Consider the following 18,538-nt stretch of genomic DNA (forward strand, 5'->3'; position numbering starts at 1 on the left):
TGATTGCTTGACATGTTACCGAGCGGTAACTACTATCGCAACACACTTGTGACCGATCGGTAACAATCGAGCGATGGCGAATCGTCGCAGCGAGCGGTCATGCCAACGAAAACATCGGCGTGTCGAATCTGGCGCGCCGTGACAGGAGCACCAATGGACTGGGCAGCGAGGCGAATAGTCGGGCGTTTCCACTACGGATGGCTCGTCGTGGCGGTGGTGTTTCTGGTGCTGCTGGCGGCCGCCGGCACGCGTGCGACGCCCAGCGTGATGATGGTGCCGCTCGAGCATCAGTTCGGCTGGAGCCGGGCGACGATCTCGCTCGCCATCTCCGTGAATATCGCGCTCTACGGCCTCATGGGCCCGTTTGCGGCGGCGGCCATGCAGCGCTTCGGCGTGCGTCCTACGCTGCTCGCGGCGCTCGGCACCATGGCGGCGGGCGTGGCGCTTTCCGCGCTGATGACGCATCCGTGGCAGATGATCCTGATCTGGGGCGTGATGGTGGGCGGCGCCACCGGCGTCGCGGCGCTCTCGCTCTCGGCGACCGTCGTCACGCGCTGGTTCCACTCGCATCGCGGGCTCGCCATGGGCATCCTCACCGCGAGTTCGGCCACGGGCCAGCTCGTGTTCCTGCCGCTCCTCGCGGCGATCGTGGAGAAGCACGGCTGGCAGTCGGTGGTGCTCGTGGTCGCGGTGGCCGCCGCCGCGGTGCTGCCGCTCGTGCTGTTCCTGCTGCCCGAGCAGCCCGCGAGCGTGAATCTGCGTCCGTTCGGCGAGGACGAGAGCACCCCCGTCGCGCCGCCCGCGCCGCATCAGAATCCGCTGAAGATCGCGTTCGACGCGCTCTTCTCGGCGAGCCGCACGCGTGACTTCTGGCTGCTGTTCTTCAGCTTCTTCATCTGCGGCGCGAGCACGAACGGCTACGTGGGCACGCACCTCATCGCCATGTGCGGCGACTACGGCATGACCGAAGTACAGGGCGCCTCGCTGCTCGCGACGATGGGCATTTTCGACCTGTTCGGCACGACACTCTCGGGCTGGCTCTCGGACCGTTTCAATAGCCGCTTGCTGCTGTTCTGGTACTACGGACTGCGCGGACTTTCGCTGATCTATTTGCCGCACGCGTTCGGCATCGACTTCTTCGGGCTGCCGATTTTCGCGGTGTTCTACGGCCTCGACTGGATCGCGACGGTGCCGCCGACCGTACGGCTCGCCACCGATGTGTTCGGCAAGGAGCGCGCGCCGATCGTGTTCGGCTGGGTCGTGGCGGGCCATCAGCTCGGCGCGGCATTCGCGGCGTTCGGCGCGGGCCTGCTGCGCTCGAGCCTCGGCACCTATACGGTGGCGTCGATGATTTCGGGCGGCCTGTGCCTCGTGGCGTCGTTCCTCGTGCTGCGCATCAACCGCGGGCCGCGCGCCTTGGGCGTGCAAACGGCCTGACGCGGCCGCCGCCGCTGCACCGCGCCGGTTCGAACTTCGGCGCACCCCGACGGGCGACGCTCATGCGTCGCCCGTTGCGTTTGAGCGTATTTCACGCGCTGCGGTTATTCTAGTGACCCCCGGGCAAGCCGCCCGCCACCCCAAGGACACACAAGGCATGACGAAGCACAAACCCGCACCGACAGCCGTGCCCATTCACGAACTCATCGCCGGCCGCTGGAGCCCGCGCGCCTATTCGAGCGAGCCGGTGAGCCGCGAGGCGCTGCACGCGGTGATCGAGGCGGCGCGCTGGGCGCCCTCGGGCTACAACCTGCAGCCGTGGCGCTTTATCGTGTTCGACCGCAGCGCCGACGAAATCGCGTTCAAGCGCGCATTCGCGACGCTCGTGCCGTTCAACCAGCAGTGGAACGCGCCGGCATCGGTGCTGATCGCGGTGACGGCACACACGCTCAACGCCAAGGGCGAAGTGAATCGCACGGCGCAATACGATGCGGGCGCCGCTGCCATGTCGCTCGTGCTCCAGGCGCATGCGCTGGGTCTCGCGGCGCACCAGATGAGCGGTTTCGACGTGCAGGCGTTCCGCACGGAATTCGCGCTGCCGCACGACGTGGAGCCGCTTTCGATCATCTCGATCGGCCACTATGGCGAAGCCGAGAAGCTCGAGCCCGTGCTGCGCGACCGTGAAAAGGCGGAACGCACGCGCTCGGCGATGGGCGAGATCGCCTACGCGAACGCCTGGAAGCAGCCGTTCAAGGGCTGAGTCGGGAGAAGCCCCGCGCCCTTGAGAGGCTGCGAGCTTTAGCAATAAACGCGCGGCATGGCCCGCGCGTTTATTTCTTGCGGGGTCGCATCGTGGGCCCGCGGTTGCCCCGCGCCGCGCTTTCGTGCTACAAAGCCGATCCCCCCGACCTTTCCTCTCCTGCGCGCGCACTCGCTGCGGCGCGCTCTTGCCATGACCAGCTTCTGCGCGATTGACTTCGGAACCTCCAATTCGGCGGTGGCGCTCCCGGCAGCGGCCGACGGCGCGATGCGCCTCGCGCCGGTGGAAGGCGCGCACACCACGTTGCCGACGGCGGTGTTCTTCAACGTCGACGAGCACACCCGCGAATTCGGCCGTGCGGCGCTCGCGTCGTATATCGACGGCTTCGACGGCCGGCTGATGCGCTCGATGAAGAGCATCCTCGGCTCGCCGCTCGCCGAGAGCACGACCGACCTCGGCGACGGCAGCGCGATGCCCTATACCGAGATCATCACGATCTTTCTGGAGCACCTGAAGCGCAGCGCCGAGCGTTGCTCGGGTACGCCGATCACGCGCGCGGTGCTGGGCCGTCCGGTGTTCTTCGTCGATGAAGACCCGCGCGCCGACCAGCTCGCCCAGGACCAGCTCGAAGCCGCGGCGCGCCGGGTGGGCTTTCGCGAGATCGAGTTCCAGTACGAGCCGATCGCGGCGGCGTTCGATTACGAGTCGCGCATCGCGCAAGAGGGGCTTGTGCTCGTCGCCGACATTGGCGGCGGCACGTCGGACTTCTCGCTCGTGCGCGTGGGGCCCGATCGCATGGCGCGGCTCGAACGCAAGGACGACGTGCTCGCGCACCACGGCGTGCACGTGGCGGGCACCGACTTCGACCGCCGCGTCGAACTCGCGACCATCCTGCGCGAACTGGGCTACCAGTCGCTCGACCCCGAAGGCCGCGAGGTGCCGAACCGCATCTACTTCGATCTGGCGACGTGGCACCTCATCAACACGATCTACACGCCGAGGCGCGCGACCGAACTGAAGCTCATGCGCCATCTGTACACCGAGACGCGCCATCACGACCGGCTGATGCGGGTGGTCGACGAGCGTCTGGGTCACGCGCTCACGGCGCGCGCCGAGGAGGCGAAGATCGGCGTTTCGGCGGGTGGGGAGACGATGATCGACCTCGAAGCCGTCGAGGTGGACTTGCGTCTGGCGTTCGGCGACACGCAACTCGTCGAGGCGGGGCGCGAGGAGACGCGGCGCATCGTGCAGGCCGCGCGTGAAACCGTGCAGGCAGCGGGTGTCGCGCCGGCTCAGGTGAGCGCGCTTTACTTCACGGGCGGCTCGACCGGCCTCTTGTTCCTGACGCAGGCGCTGGCGGAGGCGTTTCCGCAGTCGCAGGCCGTGTTCGGCGACCGTCTCGCCAGCGTGGCGACGGGCCTCGGCATTCACGCGCAGCGCCTGTTCGGCTAAACGCGCGGGGCGCCTAAACCTCGCGCTAAAGCGCCAGACAAGAAAAAACCCCACCTTCCGGAAGAAGCGTGGGGTTTTTCGGTAAGCTTGCTAGTCAGGCACTACGCAGAAGCTGCGTTCAGGTCCTGTAAGCCGTAGCAGACCGATGAGCGCAGTACTTAGACCGGCTTGATGTTGGCAGCTTGCTTGCCCTTCGGGCCCGTGCGCACTTCGAATTGAACCTTTTGGTTCTCTTGCAGCGTCTTGAAGCCGTCAACCTTGATTTCCGAGAAGTGCGCGAACAGGTCTTCGCCGCCGCCGTCCGGAGTGATAAAGCCAAAGCCCTTAGCGTCATTGAACCACTTGACGGTACCGGTTTCCATATTACTTTCCTAAAAATGAATGAGAGAGGTGCACGAAAATCAAGGAAGGGGTATGGGACCAGCCGGAGTACCGTTGATGGGCGAACTACGAAAGACCTATTCACACTCGCCGCTTGAAATCCTGCCCGAACTTTATACGGCTAATTGGCAGGAAGGTCAACTAGGTCTCCGGGAAAGTGCGTATTTTTTTGCGACAGGGTCGAAACGAACCCTTACAAACCTTGATAAGCAAATGACTTTTTTGTATTAGGCGGTCGTTTTTGACGCCCTTGCGTGGTGCAACCGGTTAAACTACGCGCCGCGCAGGAGTTGCGCCTACAGGCGCAATCTTTTGTGTGGAGGTACGACAACCGCAGCAAACCCGCCCGCACAACAGACGGGATAAAAGCGTTGTCGATCTGCTCTTGAAACAGGAGAAGACGTGAAAAGTTCTATTCAACGGAACATCGGCCCGTTCGCGCTGATGTTCACCGGCCTCGGATCGATCATCGGTTCGGGCTGGCTGTTCGGCGCGTGGAAGGCGGCGAAAATTGCAGGTCCGGCGGCCGTTTGCGCCTGGATCATCGGCGCCGTGGTCATTCTGGCCATCGCGCTCACCTACGCCGAACTCGGTGCGATGTTCCCGGAGTCGGGCGGTATGGTCCGCTACGCCCGCTACTCGCACGGCGCACTGGTGGGTTTCATCAGCGCGTGGGCAAACTGGATCGCCATTGTCTCGGTGATCCCGATCGAAGCCGAAGCCTCGATCCAGTACATGAGCACCTGGCCCTATGAGTGGGCGCACGCGCTCTTCGTCGACGGGTCATTGACGCATTCAGGGCTCGGGCTCTCCGCGATTCTCGTGATCATCTACTTCATGCTCAACTACTGGGGCGTGAAGCTGTTCGCGCGTGCCAACAGCGCGATCACGATCTTCAAGTTCATCATCCCGGGTCTGACGATCATTGGCCTGATGGCGGGTAGCTTCCACCAGGAAAACTTCGGCCAGACGACCTCGTTCGCCCCGTATGGCTGGTCGGCGGTGTTCACGGCGGTTGCCACGAGCGGCATCGTGTTCGCGTTCAACGGCTTCCAGAGCCCGATCAACCTCGCGGGTGAAGCGCGCAATCCGGCCAAGAGCGTGCCGTTCGCAGTCATCGGCTCGATCCTCTGCGCACTCGTGATCTACGTGCTGCTGCAGGTCGCCTATATCGGCGCGGTCAATCCGGCCGACGTCGCGAAGGGCTGGAACACGTTCAACTTCAAGTCGCCGTTCGCGGAACTCGCGATCGCGCTGAACCTGAACTGGCTCGCGATCCTGCTGTACGTCGACGCATTCGTGAGCCCGAGCGGCACCGGTACGACCTACATGGCGACGACCTCGCGCATGATCTACGCGATGGAGCGCAACAACACGATGCCGAAGATGTTCGGCAACGTGCACCCGTTCTACGGCGTGCCGCGCAACGCGATGTGGTTCAACCTGCTCGTCTCGTTCATCTTCATGTTCTTCTTCCGCGGCTGGAGTTCGCTCGCGGCGGTGATCTCGGTGGCGACGGTGATTTCGTACCTCACGGGTCCGATCAGCCTGATGGCGCTCAAGCGCGCCGCCACGGACATCGAGCGCCCGCTCTCCGTGCCGTTCATGAAGGTGATCGCGCCGTTCGCATTCGTCTGCGCATCGATGATCCTGTACTGGGCGAAGTGGCCGCTGACCGGCGAAATCATTCTGCTGATGGTCGTCGCGCTGCCGGTGTACTTCTACTTCCAGAGCAAGCAGGGCTTTGAAGGCTGGGGCCAGGATCTGAAGGCCGCATGGTGGCTGTGCGCGTACCTGCCGATCATGGCGCTCCTCTCGCTCGTCGGCAGCAAGCAGTTCGGCGGCGCCGGTCTGCTTCCGTACGGCTGGGACATGCTGGTCGTCGCGCTGGTCTCGCTGGTGTTCTATTACTGGGGCGTGAATTCGGGCTACCGCTCGCCGTACCTCGCGGAACGCCAGGAGCACGACGAAGTCCTCGAAGGCATCGGCGCGCACTGAGCGTCGAACCCAGCGTGTCGAACTAATCGATGCGCAATACAAAAAGCCCGCCTGAAGCGATTCAGGCGGGCTTTTTTGTTTTTGGAGCGCAAGCGAAGCCGGCGTGGCGGCTCGCGGCGGCTTTATTGCACGGCGCTGCCGAACACGTAATTCGTCATCGCGAGCGCGCGCTGGTAGGTGCCTAGCGACTGCACGCCGAGCGTGTAGTCGTCGTCGGCTGCGCCGAGCGCCGCGAAGACGGGCAGCAGATGCTCGTCGGTGGGGTGCATGAGCACCGCGTGCGGGGCGCGCCGGCGGTAGTCGAGCAACGCGTCGATGTCGCGCGCGGCGAGGTGATTCTCGAACCATTGCGTGAACTCGGCCACGCGCGGATCGGCGTCTTCCGGCCGCGCCGAGAAGTCCGCCTCGCGCAGGTTATGGGTGATCTGGCCCGAACCGATCACCATCACGCCTTCATCGCGCAGCGAGCGCAGCGCACGGCCGAGTGCGAAGTGATGCGCGGCGTCGGCGCGCGGCTGGATCGAAAGCTGGGCGACGGGCACGTTCGCGTCGGGGAACATCAGCAGCATGGGCACCCACGCGCCATGGTCGAGGCCGTGCGCTTCCTCATCGACGGGAACGCCTTGCTCGCGCAGCAGCGCCGCCGCGCGCTGCGCCATCTCGGGCGCGCCCGGCGCCGGATACTGGATCTCGTAGAGCGCACGCGGAAAGCCGTAGAAGTCGTGGATCGTCTCAGGTTGTGTGGCCGTGCTGACCACGGGGCGCATCGTGCCCCAATGCGCCGAGAGCATGAGCACCGACTGCGGACGCGGCAAATGCTCCGAGAGCACGGTGAAGCCGCCGGAAGGCAGCGACGGGTCGATCGGCAGCGTCGGAGCGCCGTGCGAGAGGAAGAGGCTAGGCGTGCGGGTGGTCATGATCGTGGGCTGACCGCGCCAGGGCGGTCCGAAAGTATCGTATTGCGATCAATATAAGACCCTACCGTCGCGAATTAAACGGGGGGAACGGATTTGATTGTGTCGCCGATATTGATAATCGGCGCTGCGTGCGAGGATGCGCCCGGCGCTTATTCGTCGGTGCCGCGCAGCCCCGGCCAGGCGGGCGAGAGCGCGGGCCCGAGCGCGAACAGGTCGAGCACGCGTGCGACCGTGTGATCGACCATCTCGTCGATCGAAGCCGGCTGGTTGTAGAAGGCCGGCAATGGCGGGAAGATCACGCCGCCCATTTCGGTCACGGCCGTCATGTTGCGCAGATGCGCGAGGTTGAACGGCGTTTCGCGCACGAGCAGCACGAGACGGCGGCGTTCCTTGAGCGTGACGTCGGCGGCGCGTGCGATCAGGTTGTCGGAGAGACCGTGGGCGACGCTCGCGAGCGTCTTCATCGAGCAGGGCGCGACGATCATGCCGTCGGTCGCGAACGAGCCCGAAGCGATGGTCGCGCCGACGTCGCGCACGGAATGCACGACATCGGCGCGCGCGTGCAGATCGTCCTTGCTGAGCTGCAGCTCGTGCTGGATGTTGAGCCAGCCGGCCGCAGAAACGAGCAGATGCGTTTCGACGCCGCCCAGACGCCGCAGCATGTCGAGCATGCGCACGCCGTAGATCGCGCCCGTGGCCCCCGTGATCGCGACGATCAGCCGGCGTTGCGGCACTTGTGCGATAGCGGACGAGGCAGGAAGGGCGGTATTCACGTCAGGCGGGAGTCGAAGCGAAGGCGAGGCGAGGTCGAGGCGAATGCGCCTCTTGAAAAAGCGCCGGCGTTGCATACCGGGCGCTCGGGGCGCAACAGGCGCAACGTCGTGCGCCCGATGCCGCCCCGTGGCTGGCGATTACGCCGCGGCGAAGAGCTGCTGCAGCTCGCCGTTCTGGTACATCTCCATCATGATGTCCGAGCCGCCGATGAACTCGCCCTTCACGTAGAGCTGCGGGATGGTCGGCCAGTTCGAGAATTCCTTGATGCCCTGACGGACTTCGTCGTCCTCGAGCACGTTGACGGTCTTGAACTGATCGACGCCGCAGGCTTTCAGGATCTGCACCGCGCGACCGGAGAAGCCACACATCGGGAACTGCGCGTTGCCCTTCATGAAGAGGACGACGGCGTTTTCGTCGACGATCTGCTTGATGCGTTGTTGGGTGTCCATGACTGACCTTGCGATTGAATTGATGCTGAATACGTTGGAATGCAGGATGAAATGATAGCGGATTTCGCCCGTGCAAGCCCGGCGTTGCCGGGAGCGTGCCTGGCCGGCGGGCTACGGTAGACGGCCCCCGCTGATGCGTTCGATGCCGGCCAGATCGCGCTCGGAGCGCACGTCCCCAAAACCGGCGCTTTCCAGCAACGCCCGGACGGCGGCCGCCTGGTCGTAGCCGTGCTCCATCCAGAGCACGCCGCCCGGCGCGAGCCGGGCCGGTGCGCCCGCGACGATCGCGCGCAGGGCGGTGAGGCCGTCGGCTTCGTCGGTGAGTGCGCCGCGCGGCTCGAAGCGCAGGTCGCCTTGTTCGAGATGCGGATCGCCGCTGGCGATATACGGCGGATTGCTCACGATCGCCTCGAATCGCAGCGCCGCATCGAGCGGGTCGTACCAGTTGCCCGCCACGAACGCGAGCGGGCCGCCAGAACGCTGGGCGTCGAGCAGCTTCGCGGCGTTGCGCGCCGCCACCTCGAGCGCGGTCGCCGAGCGATCGACGGCCCAGACGCGTGCATCGGGGCGTGCCGCGGCGAGCGCCACGGCAATCGCGCCGCTGCCGGTGCCGAGGTCGAGCACGCGCGGCTGTGCGACGCCTTCGAGCGCCGCGAGCGCCGTTTCCACCAGCAGTTCGGTATCGGGGCGCGGAATCAGCACGTCGGGCGTCACATCGAAGTCGAGGCCGTAGAATTCGCGCGCGCCCACGAGCTGCGCGATCGGCTCGCCACGCACGCGGCGCGCTTCGAGCGCGCGGTAGGCGTCCACGCGGGCCGCGTCGAGCGCCTGATCGCCGCGCGTGATGAGTTCGGTGCGGCGCCAGCCGAGCACGTGCATCAGCAGAATGCGCGCTTCGAGCGCGGGCAGCGGCGTGGCGCGCAGCAGCGCCTCGGCGGTAACGGCTTCGCTCATGGCTCTTGCGCGCTCAATCGGCGTCGCCGAGCGAGGCGAGCTGCTCGGCCTGATGTTCGGAGACGAGCGCGCCGATCAGTTCGCCGAGGTCGCCGTCCATGATCGCTTCGAGGCGATAGAGCGTGAGATTGATGCGGTGATCGGTGAGCCGCCCCTGCGGGAAGTTGTAGGTGCGAATGCGCTCCGAGCGGTCGCCCGAGCCCACGAGGCTCTTGCGCGTCGCCGCTTCCTTGGCGTGCTGCTCCTGGTACTGCTTGTCCTTGATGCGCGCGGCGAGCACCTTGAGCGCGCGGTCCTTGTTCTTGTGCTGCGAGCGGTCGTCCTGGCACTCCACGACGATGCCGGTCGGCAGGTGCGTCACGCGCACGGCCGAATCGGTCTTGTTGATGTGCTGGCCGCCCGCGCCCGAGGCACGGAAGGTATCGATGCGCAGGTCGGCGGGATTGATCTCCACTTCGCCGATTTCGTCGGCTTCCGGCATCACCGCGACCGTGCAGGCCGACGTGTGGATGCGGCCCTGCGTTTCGGTGGCGGGCACGCGCTGCACGCGATGGCCGCCCGACTCGAACTTGAGCTTCGAGTACGCCGCTTCGCCTGCAATGCGCACGATCACTTCCTTGTAGCCGCCCAGATCCGACTCGCTCGCCGACATCATCTCGATCTGCCAGCGGTTGCGCTCCGCGTAGCGCAGATACATGCGCAGCAGGTCACCCGCGAACAGGGCCGACTCGTCGCCGCCCGTGCCCGCGCGGATTTCGAGGAACACGTTGCGGTCGTCATTGGGGTCCTTCGGCAGCAGCATCATCTGCAATTCGTGCTGGAGCTGCGCCATGCGCTCGCGCGACGCTTTCACCTCTTCTTCGGCGAAGTCGCGCATCGAGGCATCGGAGAGCAGGTCTTTCGCCGCGGCCTCGTCGTCCTTGGCCTGACGCCACTGTCCGTAGTGCTCGACCACGGGCCCCAGTTCCGCATGCTCGCGCGTGAGCTTGCGGTACTGGTCGCGGTTCGAGGTCACGTCGGGACGGCTCAACAGGTCGTTCAGCTCGGCCAGGCGCGTAGTCAGCTGGTCGAGCTTCGATTGCATGCTCGTTTTCATCGGGCGGTGCGGAGCGGGCTCCGGATAGGACTGCGAGAGAGAAGAGGCGGGCGGGTGGCCCGGTCGTGCAGGGCACGCATGGCGCGCGCCCGACCGCGAACGTCGCTAACGGTCCGAGCTACCGGACGAGTCTGACGAGTCGGAAGAGCCGGCGGAACGCGGCGAGGTGGTGACGTCCGCCGCGGGCTGCGCGGCGTCGTCTGTCCTGGCCGGCTGGCCGTGGCGGTAAAAGCCGCCCATCAGTTCGATGAGCGAATCGCGCTGATCGCCGCTCGACGTGTTGAGCGCATGCGTCGGACCGTGGATCAGCTTGTTGGTGAGCGACTGCGAGAGCGCTTCGAGCACGGCCGACGGGTCGTCGCCGCGCGCCAGCATTTTGCGGGCGCGTTCGAGCTCGGCGCGACGCAGCGCGTCGGCCTGGGTGTGCATGTGGCGGATGACCGGCACGATGCTGCGCGAGTCGAGCCACTGCATGAAGTTCGCCACGCGCGACTCGATGATCGTTTCGGCCTGCGCGACGGCGGCCTGGCGCGAGGCATTGCCTTCGCGCACGATCGTGCCGAGATCGTCGACTGTGTAGAGGAAGACGTCTTCGAGCTGGGCGACTTCGGGCTCGATGTCGCGGGGCACCGCGAGGTCGACCATGAAAATGGGGCGGTGACGGCGCGCCTTCACTGCGCGCTCCACCGCGCCGAGACCGATGATCGGAAGCGTGGACGCCGTGCACGAGACGATGATGTCGAACTCGTGCATGCGCGCGGGCAGGTCGGAGAGCGGAATGGAGCGGCCGCCGAAGCGTTCCGCAACGTAGCGCCCGCGCTCGGCGGTGCGGTTGGCGACCACGAGTTCGCGCGGCTGCTGCGCGGCGAAGTGCGCGGCGCACAGTTCGATCATCTCGCCCGCGCCGATGAAGAGCACGCGCTGGTTGGCGATCTTGTCGAAGATGCGCTGCGCGAGGCGCACGGCGGCAGCGGCCATCGACACCGACTGCGCGCCGATCTCGGTCGTGCTGCGCACTTCCTTCGCCACGGCGAAGGTGCGCTGGAACAACTGGTTCAAATAGGTGCCGAGTGCGCCGGCCTCGGTCGCGGCGCGTACCGCCGTCTTCATCTGGCCGACGATCTGCGTCTCGCCCAGCACCATCGAATCGAGCCCCGAAGCCACCCGGAACGCATGACGCACCGCTTCGGACTGCGGCAGCGTATAGACGTGCGGCGCAAGTTCCTCTTCGCGGATGCCGTGATAGTGCGAGAGCCAGCTCACGGCGGCGTCGCGCGAGCTTTGCGCGTCGGTCGCGCAGTAGAGCTCGGTGCGGTTGCAGGTGGAGAGAATGGCGGCTTCCGGCGCGCTCAGCGAACGCCTGGCGGACCACGCTTCCTTGAACAGGGCGAGCGCGGGCTTGATCTGTTCGAGCGGAAACGCCACGCGTTCGCGCAAGGCGACGGGCGCGGTGTGGTGATTGATTCCGATCGTTAGAAGCTGCATACCATGGGGGCGAGATTTAGGCGGATATTATAACTTTTCCTCGCTTCCGACATTCGCGCCGACAGAGTCCGACACTCCGGCAGCTGATATGGGGAGCCGTTCGAGCTGGTAGCCATAGCCATACAACGTGGTCAAACGCCAGCCGTGCTCGGGCCCGAGCTGCAATTTGCTGCGCAGCCGGGAGGCGTGGGTGTCGAGCGTGCGCGACCGAACGTCGCGGTTCAGATTCCACACGGTTTCGAGAATGCGCGCCCGTGAAACGGGGCGCGATGCATTGGTGAAGAGCAGCAGCGCGAAACGGTATTCCTTGGGCGTGAGCGTGACGGTTTGACCCCGAAACGACACTTCGTAGCGGCCGGAATCGAAGAGGTAGTCGCCGAAGCCATGGCGGGCGCGGTTGCGCGGCCGGCGCACGCCGGCGCGGCGCAGGAGCGCGTCGATGCGCGCGAGCATTTCGGGGCCGCGCACGGGCTTGGCGATGCAGTCGTCCGCGCCGGCTTGCAGGCTCGCGACGATTTCGCTTTCATGGGGCGCGAGCATCAGCGCGATTGCGGGCAGACCCGGCAGCAGTTTGCGCGCCTGGGGGATGAGGTCGTCGGCGCCGACGTCGCCGCAGCACCACGCTGTGATCAGCAGGTCGAAGGTTTCCTGTTCGAGCGTTTCGAAGAGTTGTGCGCCAAGCGGGAAGTGGTGGCACGCGTGCCCGCCCGCAATGAGCAGGCGGACGAGGGTTTCGGCCTGACGGGTGTCCGGTTCGACAAGGGCGATTCGCATACGAGAGAGTGCGGCTGGGGCGGCCCGGACGCGCTTGCCTTGCGCAATCCCGCCCCCTACACTCAACCGCTACGCGGGAAGCGCCGAGCCGACCGTTTTCCAGTTTTAATAGAGACTAATCAGGCTACAAATGCTAGCTCTCGTGCTTCGGCGGTCCTATCGGACTTATCCGAAAACCTATAGGACAAGTCCTTAATGGGCTGGCCCGGTATCGTCATTCTTGGTCTGGCGGTGGGCTGTGCGGGGTGGTGGCTCCATCCCCTGCGCCGCGCCGCACGTCACGGACTCGCGCTGGCGGCCGTGGCCGGCGTGCTCGGCGCGGCGCTCGCGAACGCGGCGGGCAATGCGACCGGCCTTTTCTACGATGGGGAGTTGCTCCAGTGGCCGCTTTGCACGGCGCTCGCGCTCGTTTTCGTGGGCGTGAGCGTGGCACTGCGCGCGCGGCGCAGCTAGTCACGTACAGCCGGTCCTCAGAGACGCAGCCTTTGGCCGAACCCCGATCTTCCGCTTCGAATTCTTTGCAGGTGAAAACATGAACGCCCGACTCCCCGAAACCTCCTCGATTCCCGAACGCATTGCCGCCCTGCGCGCCGCGATGACGCGTGCCGGCGTGGATGCCGCCCTCGTGCCCTCCGCCGATCCCCATCTGTCCGAGTACCTGCCGCGCCGCTGGCAGGGGCGCGAGTGGCTTTCGGGCTTCACCGGCTCGGTGGGCACGCTCGTGGTGACGAAGGACTTCGCGGGCGTGTGGGTGGACAGCCGCTACTGGGTGCAGGCCGAGCAGCAACTGGCCGGCACCGGCATCGCGCTCATGAAGATGATGGGCGGCCAGCAGAGCGCGCCGCACATCGACTGGCTCGCACAGAACGTGAGTGCGGGCGGCGCGGTGGCCGTGGACGGCGCGGTGCTCGGCGTCGCCTCGGCGCGCGCGCTGGCCGAGGCGCTCGAGGCGCGCGATGTCGCGCTGCGCACGGACCTCGATCTGCTCGACGATGTCTGGCAAGGCCGCCCGTCGCTGCCGCTCGAGCCCGTCTACGAGCACGTCGCGCCGCACGCCGACACGAGCCGCGCCGGCAAGCTCGACCAGCTGCGCCGCGCGATGCAGGAGAAGGGCGCGCAGTGGCACTTCATCTCCACGCTCGACGACCTCGCCTGGCTCTTCAACCTGCGCGGCGCGGACGTGAACTACAACCCGGTGTTCGTCGCGCACGCGCTGATCGGACCCGACGACGCGACGCTCTTCGTCGCCGACGGCAAGGTGAGCGAGGCGCTCGTGCAGTCGCTCGCGAAGGACCAGGTGCGCGTCGCGCCGTATGGCGAAGCCGCGACCGCGCTCGCGGCGCTGCCCGCGAAGGTCGCGCTGCTTGTCGATCCGCGCCGCGTGACGTATGGCCTGCTGCAGGCGGTGTCGTCGGCGGTCAAGCTCGTGGAGTCGGTCAATCCGAGCACGTTCTTCAAGTCGCGCAAAACCGCCGCCGAAGCCGACCACGTGCGCGCGACCATGGAGCAGGACGGGGCGGCGCTCGCCGAATTCTTCGCGTGGTTCGAGGCGGCGCTCGGCCGCGAGACCATCACGGAGCTGACCATCGACGAAAAGCTTTCGGCCGCGCGTGCGCGCCGTGCGGGCTTCAAGTCGCTGTCGTTCGCGACCATCGCGGGCTTCAACGCGAACGGCGCGATGCCGCACTACCGCGCCACGCCCGAGTCGCATAGCGTGATCGAAGGCAATGGCCTGCTGCTGATCGACTCGGGCGGCCAGTACCTCGACGGCACCACCGACATCACGCGCGTCGTGCCCGTGGGCTCGCCGAGTGCGGAGCAAAAGCGCGATTTCACGCTCGTGCTCAAGGGCATGATGGCGCTCTCGCGCGCGAAATTCCCGCGCGGCATTCGCTCGCCGATGCTCGACGCGATTGCGCGCGCGCCGATCTGGGAAGCGGGCGCGGATTACGGCCACGGCACGGGCCACGGCGTGGGCTACTTCCTGAACGTGCACGAAGGTCCGCAGGTTATTTCGCACTACGCGCCGGCCGAGCCCTGGACCGCGATGGAAGAAGGCATGATCACCTCGGTCGAGCCGGGCATCTACCGGCCGGGCAAATGGGGCGTGCGTATCGAGAATCTCGTGCTCAACCAGCGCGCCGAAACTACCGGGTTCGGCGAGTTCCTGAGCTTCGAGACGCTTACGCTCTGCCCGATCGACACGCGATGCATCGATCTCGCGCTCCTGCGTGCGGACGAGCGCGAGTGGCTCAATGCGTACCACCAGACGGTGCGCGTGCGCGTGGCGCCGCACGTGAGCGGCGATGCGCTAGCGTGGCTCGAAAAGCGCACGCAGCCGATCTGATTTCCCTGGCATCCCGACAACGAATCAGAGAACGATCAGATAACGATCGGATAGCGATCAAGCAGAGCGAGAAACGCATGGCGATCAAGGCAGTGGTGTTCGATTTCGGCGGGGTGCTCGTGGACTGGAGTCCCGAGTATCTCTATCGCAAGCTGATTCCCAACGACGACGAGCGCCGCTGGTTTCTCACGCACGTCTGCAAGATGGACTGGGTGGTCCGCCAGGACGGCGGCGAGCCCATTGCCGTGGGCACCGAGGAACTGGTCGCCGCGTTTCCCGAGCATGAAGCGCTCATTCGCGCGTTCTACGAGCGCTGGCACGAGATGATCGGCGGCTTGCTCGCCGGCGGCGTCGCGACGTTCGAGCGCCTCGAGGCCGCGGGCATGCCGATCTTCGGTCTCACGAACTGGTCGGCCGAGACGTTTCCGTGGGCGTGGGAGCGCTTTGGCATCCTGCGGCGCTGCCGCGATATCGTCGTATCGGGCCACGTGAAGCTCGTGAAGCCCGATCCGGCGATCTTCCACGAGATGTTCCGCCGCATCGAGGCACAGTTGCCGGGCGTGAAGCCCGAGGAACTCGTTTTCATCGACGACAACGCGCACAACGCCGCAGCGGCCACGGCGCTCGGCTGGCACGGCGTGCATCACACGAGCAACGCCACCACCGACGCGAAGCTGCGCGAACTCGGCCTACCGGTCTAAGCAGCTCAACCAGGCAGGCTAAAGCCGGCGTCCCGCGCTATTTCGAAGCGGGCGCCGGCACCGGCTGCAGCAGGCTGCGCAGCGCGTCAGCGATACCCTTTGCGGTTTGCCCGGCGCCCTTCGCCACCCCTTCCGCGCTCACCCCGAGCGCCTGCGCAAACCCTGCGCGCAACTCCGTCATCAGGTTTTCGTTCAGCTTGAATTTAGGGTCGCGGAGGTTGCCGTCGAGCACGAAATGCAGCGTGATTTCACCCTTGTGCGCCTTCAATGCGGCCACGGCGGCGCGCGTCGGGATCGACAGGAAGGTGTCCACCGCGTCGCCGCTTTCCGAGAGTTGCAGGTTGTGCAAAGTGACGATGCCCGGCGCGTGCAGGTGATAGCCGCGCACGGTCGAGTTGAGATCGAGGTCGAGTGTGCCGCCCGTCACATTGGCCTTCGCGCCAGCCTTTTTAAGCAGATAGGGATCGATCGTGCGCACATCCACGCCACGCAGCGTCGTGCGGAGTTGCGAGTCTTTATTCGCGATTTGCATCCAGCCGTCGAAAGTGACGCGTCCTGTGTGCGCCGGGCCGACGACGTTGCCCACGACCGAAACGCGCGTGGGCTCCGTCAGCGCCGGCAGCTGGATATTGTCGACGCTCGCCTGCGCGCGGTTCACCGTGACGCGCCAAGGCGGATTGCTCACCGACCGGTCGTAGAAGTCGAATGTGCCGTTCTCGAAGCCGATATGGTCGATGACCTTTTGCTGCGGCAGGCTGCTTTCGCCCTGCGCGCCGCTCGAGGGCGCGGCGCTTTGCGCCATCGCTTCGCGCAGATTCGGCAGGATCAGGATCGAACCGCTTTCCCGGCGCAGCACCGTCATCGTGAAATCGCTCACCGTGACGTCGCGAATATGCACGCGGTGCGAGATCAGCGCGCGCAGGTCGGGCGTGATCGTGATGCGCGCGGCGCGCAGCGTGTCGGCAGTCGGCCAGTTCGGGGGCGGCTTCAGGCGCACGTCGGTGAGCTCGACGTATGAGAGATTGAATGCCACGTTCACGCTCGCGGCCGTGCCGACGGGCGCGAGCGCGCGCTCCACGTACGCCTTTGCCTCGCGCTGCAGCGCGTAGAGCGTGCCCAGCGCCGCGAGCACGAGCAGCGCGACGACGATCGCCACGATGAGGACAACACGATTGCGCAGCGGCATCGCCATACGGAATTCCTCGCGGGAGCTGGGCTTGATCAAGCCCCAAGTGAGCCTAAGCGTAGCGGCTTTCGAGCAACCGCCATGCCGTGCGTGCTAGCAGTGCCGGTCAAAACGACAACGGCGGCCCGCGGGCCGCCGTTGTTTGCTATCGATCGCGCCTGCCTAGCGGCTGATCGGCTTGTAGCGCAGACGCTTCGGACGTGCAGCTTCTTCGCCGAGACGCTTGATCTTGTCGGCCTCGTACTCCTGGTAGTTGCCGTCGAAGAACGTGACCTGCGAGTCGCCTTCGAACGCGAGGATGTGCGTGGCGATACGGTCGAGGAACCAGCGATCGTGCGAAATCACCATCACCGAGCCCGCGAATTCGAGCAGGGCGTCTTCGAGCGCGCGCAGCGTTTCGACGTCGAGGTCGTTCGACGGTTCGTCGAGCAGCAGGACGTTGCCGCCCGAGATCAGCGTCTTGGCCAGGTGCAGACGGCCGCGCTCACCACCCGAGAGGTTGCCGACGATCTTCTGCTGATCGCCGCCCTTGAAGTTGAAGCGGCCGATGTACGCGCGCGACGGCGTTTCGTACTTGCCCACCGTGAGCACGTCCGCGCCGCCCGAGATTTCCTCGAACACGGTCTTGTTGGCGGCCAGCGCGTCGCGGCTCTGGTCGACGTAGGCGAGCTTGACGGTCGGACCCTGGACGATTTCGCCCGAATCCGGCTGCTCCTTGCCCGTGAGCATGCGGAACAGCGTCGACTTGCCGGCGCCGTTCGGCCCGATGATGCCGACGATCGCGCCCGCGGGAATCTTGAAGCTCAGGTCGTCGATGAGCAGACGGTCGCCATAAGACTTGCTGACGTTCTTGAACTCGATGACTTCGTTGCCCAGACGCTCGCCCGCCGGAATGAAGATTTCCTGCGTTTCGTTGCGCTTCTGGTATTCCGAGCTCGACAGTTCCTCGAAACGCGCGATACGCGCCTTCGACTTCGCCTGACGGCCCTTCGGGTTCTGGCGCACCCACTCCAGTTCCTTCTTGATCGCCTTCTGGCGCGCCGATTCCGACGCTTCTTCCTGCTTCAGGCGCTCTTCCTTCTGGTCGAGCCAGCTGGAGTAGTTGCCCTTCCAGGGAATGCCGTGGCCGCGGTCGAGTTCGAGAATCCACTCGGCGGCGTTATCGAGGAAGTAGCGGTCGTGGGTCACGGCGACCACGGTGCCCGGGAAGCGCGTGAGGAACTGCTCGAGCCACTCTACCGATTCGGCGTCGAGGTGGTTGGTCGGCTCGTCGAGCAGCAGCATGTCGGGCTTTTCGAGCAGCAGCTTGCACAGCGCGACGCGGCGCTTTTCACCGCCCGACAGGTTGCCGATCTTGGCGTCCCAGGCCGGCAGGCGCAGTGCGTCGGCGGCGATTTCGATCTGCTGTTCCGCGCTGCCGTCGGTCGTCGCGAGGATCGCTTCGTACTTCGCCTGCTCGGCAGCCAGCGCGTCGAAATCGGCGTCCGGTTCGGCGTACGCGGCATAGATCTCGTCGAGCTTTTTCTGTGCGTTGAACACGTCGCCCAGACCTTCCTCGACCGCTTCGCGCACGGTCTTTTCCGGATCGAGCTGCGGCTCCTGCGGCAAGTAGCCGATGTTCAGGTTGGGCATCGGCGTGGCTTCGCCTTCGATGTCCTTGTCGACGCCGGCCATGATCTTGATGAGCGTGGACTTGCCCGAGCCGTTCAGGCCGAGCAGGCCGATTTTCGCGCCGGGGAAGAACGACAGCGAGATGTCCTTCAGGATCTGGCGCTTGGGCGGCACGATCTTGCCGACCCGGTTCATGGTGAAGACGTATTGGGCCAT

The 18,538-nt window shown here is 65.7% G+C and carries 16 protein-coding genes and 1 pseudogene; 7 read left to right on the top strand and 10 right to left on the bottom strand.

Going from position 1 to position 18,538, the window contains the following annotated elements:
- Positions 1–153: 153 nt before the first annotated feature.
- The 3 genes from AB4Y42_RS33370 to AB4Y42_RS33380 all read left to right on the top strand — a co-directional run bounded on the left by AB4Y42_RS33370 (position 154) and on the right by AB4Y42_RS33380 (position 3,649).
- Positions 154–1,437, top strand: coding sequence for an MFS transporter (locus AB4Y42_RS33370; protein WP_368691477.1), 1,284 nt, complete (start codon positions 154–156; stop codon positions 1,435–1,437).
- 157 nt (positions 1,438–1,594) lie between these two features.
- Positions 1,595–2,197 carry a nitroreductase family protein gene (locus tag AB4Y42_RS33375; RefSeq protein WP_368691478.1) on the top strand — a complete coding sequence of 201 codons (603 nt, stop codon included), beginning with the start codon at positions 1,595–1,597 and terminating at the stop codon, positions 2,195–2,197.
- A 192-nt stretch (positions 2,198–2,389) separates the two neighbouring features.
- Positions 2,390–3,649: an Hsp70 family protein gene (locus tag AB4Y42_RS33380; protein ID WP_368696514.1), complete on the top strand. Its 1,260-nt coding sequence runs from the start codon at positions 2,390–2,392 to the stop codon at positions 3,647–3,649.
- 158 nt (positions 3,650–3,807) lie between these two features.
- Here the strand turns inward: AB4Y42_RS33380 and AB4Y42_RS33385 are convergent, their stop codons facing one another.
- Positions 3,808–4,011, bottom strand: a complete 204-nt coding sequence (locus AB4Y42_RS33385; RefSeq protein ID WP_027797379.1) for a cold-shock protein — start codon at positions 4,009–4,011, stop codon at positions 3,808–3,810.
- Between the two features lie 421 nt (positions 4,012–4,432).
- Between AB4Y42_RS33385 and AB4Y42_RS33390 the strand changes: the two genes are divergently transcribed.
- Positions 4,433–6,028, top strand: coding sequence for an APC family permease (locus tag AB4Y42_RS33390; RefSeq protein ID WP_368691480.1), 1,596 nt, complete (start codon positions 4,433–4,435; stop codon positions 6,026–6,028).
- A gap of 122 nt (positions 6,029–6,150) precedes the next feature.
- Here AB4Y42_RS33390 and AB4Y42_RS33395 read toward each other — a convergent pair whose 3' ends face one another.
- The 7 genes and pseudogenes from AB4Y42_RS33395 to AB4Y42_RS33425 form a co-directional block, all read right to left on the bottom strand.
- The gene (locus AB4Y42_RS33395) at positions 6,151–6,945 is read right to left on the bottom strand and encodes a class III extradiol ring-cleavage dioxygenase (RefSeq protein WP_368696515.1); all 795 of its coding nucleotides are present in this window, start codon (positions 6,943–6,945) and stop codon (positions 6,151–6,153) included.
- Between the two features lie 149 nt (positions 6,946–7,094).
- Positions 7,095–7,718 carry a UbiX family flavin prenyltransferase gene (locus AB4Y42_RS33400; RefSeq protein WP_342925179.1) on the bottom strand — a complete coding sequence of 208 codons (624 nt, stop codon included), beginning with the start codon at positions 7,716–7,718 and terminating at the stop codon, positions 7,095–7,097.
- A 138-nt stretch (positions 7,719–7,856) separates the two neighbouring features.
- Positions 7,857–8,168 carry a Grx4 family monothiol glutaredoxin gene (gene grxD / locus AB4Y42_RS33405; RefSeq protein ID WP_028214777.1) on the bottom strand — a complete coding sequence of 104 codons (312 nt, stop codon included), beginning with the start codon at positions 8,166–8,168 and terminating at the stop codon, positions 7,857–7,859.
- A 111-nt stretch (positions 8,169–8,279) separates the two neighbouring features.
- On the bottom strand, positions 8,280–9,122 hold the full coding sequence (prmC, locus tag AB4Y42_RS33410) for a peptide chain release factor N(5)-glutamine methyltransferase (RefSeq protein ID WP_368691482.1): 843 nt from the start codon (positions 9,120–9,122) through the stop codon (positions 8,280–8,282).
- Positions 9,123–9,135: 13 nt separating this feature from the next.
- Positions 9,136–10,218: a peptide chain release factor 1 gene (gene prfA / locus AB4Y42_RS33415; protein ID WP_368691483.1), complete on the bottom strand. Its 1,083-nt coding sequence runs from the start codon at positions 10,216–10,218 to the stop codon at positions 9,136–9,138.
- A 219-nt stretch (positions 10,219–10,437) separates the two neighbouring features.
- Positions 10,438–11,703, bottom strand: a pseudogene (gene hemA, locus AB4Y42_RS33420) (glutamyl-tRNA reductase); the annotation flags it as partial.
- 27 nt (positions 11,704–11,730) lie between these two features.
- The gene (locus AB4Y42_RS33425) at positions 11,731–12,477 is read right to left on the bottom strand and encodes a response regulator transcription factor (RefSeq protein ID WP_368696516.1); all 747 of its coding nucleotides are present in this window, start codon (positions 12,475–12,477) and stop codon (positions 11,731–11,733) included.
- 195 nt (positions 12,478–12,672) lie between these two features.
- Between AB4Y42_RS33425 and AB4Y42_RS33430 the strand changes: the two genes are divergently transcribed.
- The 3 genes from AB4Y42_RS33430 (at position 12,673) to AB4Y42_RS33440 (ending at position 15,525) form a co-directional block, all read left to right on the top strand.
- Positions 12,673–12,930 carry a hypothetical protein gene (locus AB4Y42_RS33430; RefSeq protein ID WP_368691485.1) on the top strand — a complete coding sequence of 86 codons (258 nt, stop codon included), beginning with the start codon at positions 12,673–12,675 and terminating at the stop codon, positions 12,928–12,930.
- Between the two features lie 79 nt (positions 12,931–13,009).
- Positions 13,010–14,824: an aminopeptidase P family protein gene (locus AB4Y42_RS33435; protein ID WP_368696517.1), complete on the top strand. Its 1,815-nt coding sequence runs from the start codon at positions 13,010–13,012 to the stop codon at positions 14,822–14,824.
- Between the two features lie 77 nt (positions 14,825–14,901).
- On the top strand, positions 14,902–15,525 hold the full coding sequence (locus tag AB4Y42_RS33440) for an HAD-IA family hydrolase (protein WP_342925172.1): 624 nt from the start codon (positions 14,902–14,904) through the stop codon (positions 15,523–15,525).
- A gap of 37 nt (positions 15,526–15,562) precedes the next feature.
- Here AB4Y42_RS33440 and AB4Y42_RS33445 read toward each other — a convergent pair whose 3' ends face one another.
- Together AB4Y42_RS33445 and ettA are read right to left on the bottom strand one after the other, a co-directional pair.
- Entirely contained in the window at positions 15,563–16,717 is a 1,155-nt protein-coding gene (locus AB4Y42_RS33445) for a DUF748 domain-containing protein (protein ID WP_368696518.1), read from the bottom strand.
- Positions 16,718–16,873: 156 nt separating this feature from the next.
- Complete coding sequence (ettA, locus tag AB4Y42_RS33450) at positions 16,874–18,538, bottom strand: energy-dependent translational throttle protein EttA (protein ID WP_321927886.1); 1,665 nt, start codon at positions 18,536–18,538, stop codon at positions 16,874–16,876.

This window comes from Paraburkholderia sp. EG286B (assembly GCF_040965655.1).
In the GTDB taxonomy this organism is placed as follows: Bacteria; Pseudomonadota; Gammaproteobacteria; order Burkholderiales; family Burkholderiaceae; genus Paraburkholderia.

Bases quoted from the DNA above. Each gene is read 5' to 3' on its own strand.
- AB4Y42_RS33370 (WP_368691477.1), top strand. From the start codon at position 154: ATGGACTGGGCAGCGAGGCGAATAGTCGGGCGTTTCCACTACGGATGG.
- AB4Y42_RS33375 (WP_368691478.1), top strand. From the start codon at position 1,595: ATGACGAAGCACAAACCCGCACCGACAGCCGTGCCCATTCACGAACTC.
- AB4Y42_RS33380 (WP_368696514.1), top strand. From the start codon at position 2,390: ATGACCAGCTTCTGCGCGATTGACTTCGGAACCTCCAATTCGGCGGTG.
- AB4Y42_RS33385 (WP_027797379.1), bottom strand. From the start codon at position 4,011: ATGGAAACCGGTACCGTCAAGTGGTTCAATGACGCTAAGGGCTTTGGC.
- AB4Y42_RS33395 (WP_368696515.1), bottom strand. From the start codon at position 6,945: ATGACCACCCGCACGCCTAGCCTCTTCCTCTCGCACGGCGCTCCGACG.
- grxD (WP_028214777.1), bottom strand. From the start codon at position 8,168: ATGGACACCCAACAACGCATCAAGCAGATCGTCGACGAAAACGCCGTC.
- prmC (WP_368691482.1), bottom strand. From the start codon at position 9,122: ATGAGCGAAGCCGTTACCGCCGAGGCGCTGCTGCGCGCCACGCCGCTG.
- prfA (WP_368691483.1), bottom strand. From the start codon at position 10,218: ATGAAAACGAGCATGCAATCGAAGCTCGACCAGCTGACTACGCGCCTG.
- AB4Y42_RS33425 (WP_368696516.1), bottom strand. From the start codon at position 12,477: ATGCGAATCGCCCTTGTCGAACCGGACACCCGTCAGGCCGAAACCCTC.
- AB4Y42_RS33430 (WP_368691485.1), top strand. From the start codon at position 12,673: ATGGGCTGGCCCGGTATCGTCATTCTTGGTCTGGCGGTGGGCTGTGCG.
- AB4Y42_RS33435 (WP_368696517.1), top strand. From the start codon at position 13,010: ATGAACGCCCGACTCCCCGAAACCTCCTCGATTCCCGAACGCATTGCC.
- AB4Y42_RS33440 (WP_342925172.1), top strand. From the start codon at position 14,902: ATGGCGATCAAGGCAGTGGTGTTCGATTTCGGCGGGGTGCTCGTGGAC.
- AB4Y42_RS33445 (WP_368696518.1), bottom strand. From the start codon at position 16,717: ATGGCGATGCCGCTGCGCAATCGTGTTGTCCTCATCGTGGCGATCGTC.
- ettA (WP_321927886.1), bottom strand. From the start codon at position 18,538: ATGGCCCAATACGTCTTCACCATGAACCGGGTCGGCAAGATCGTGCCG.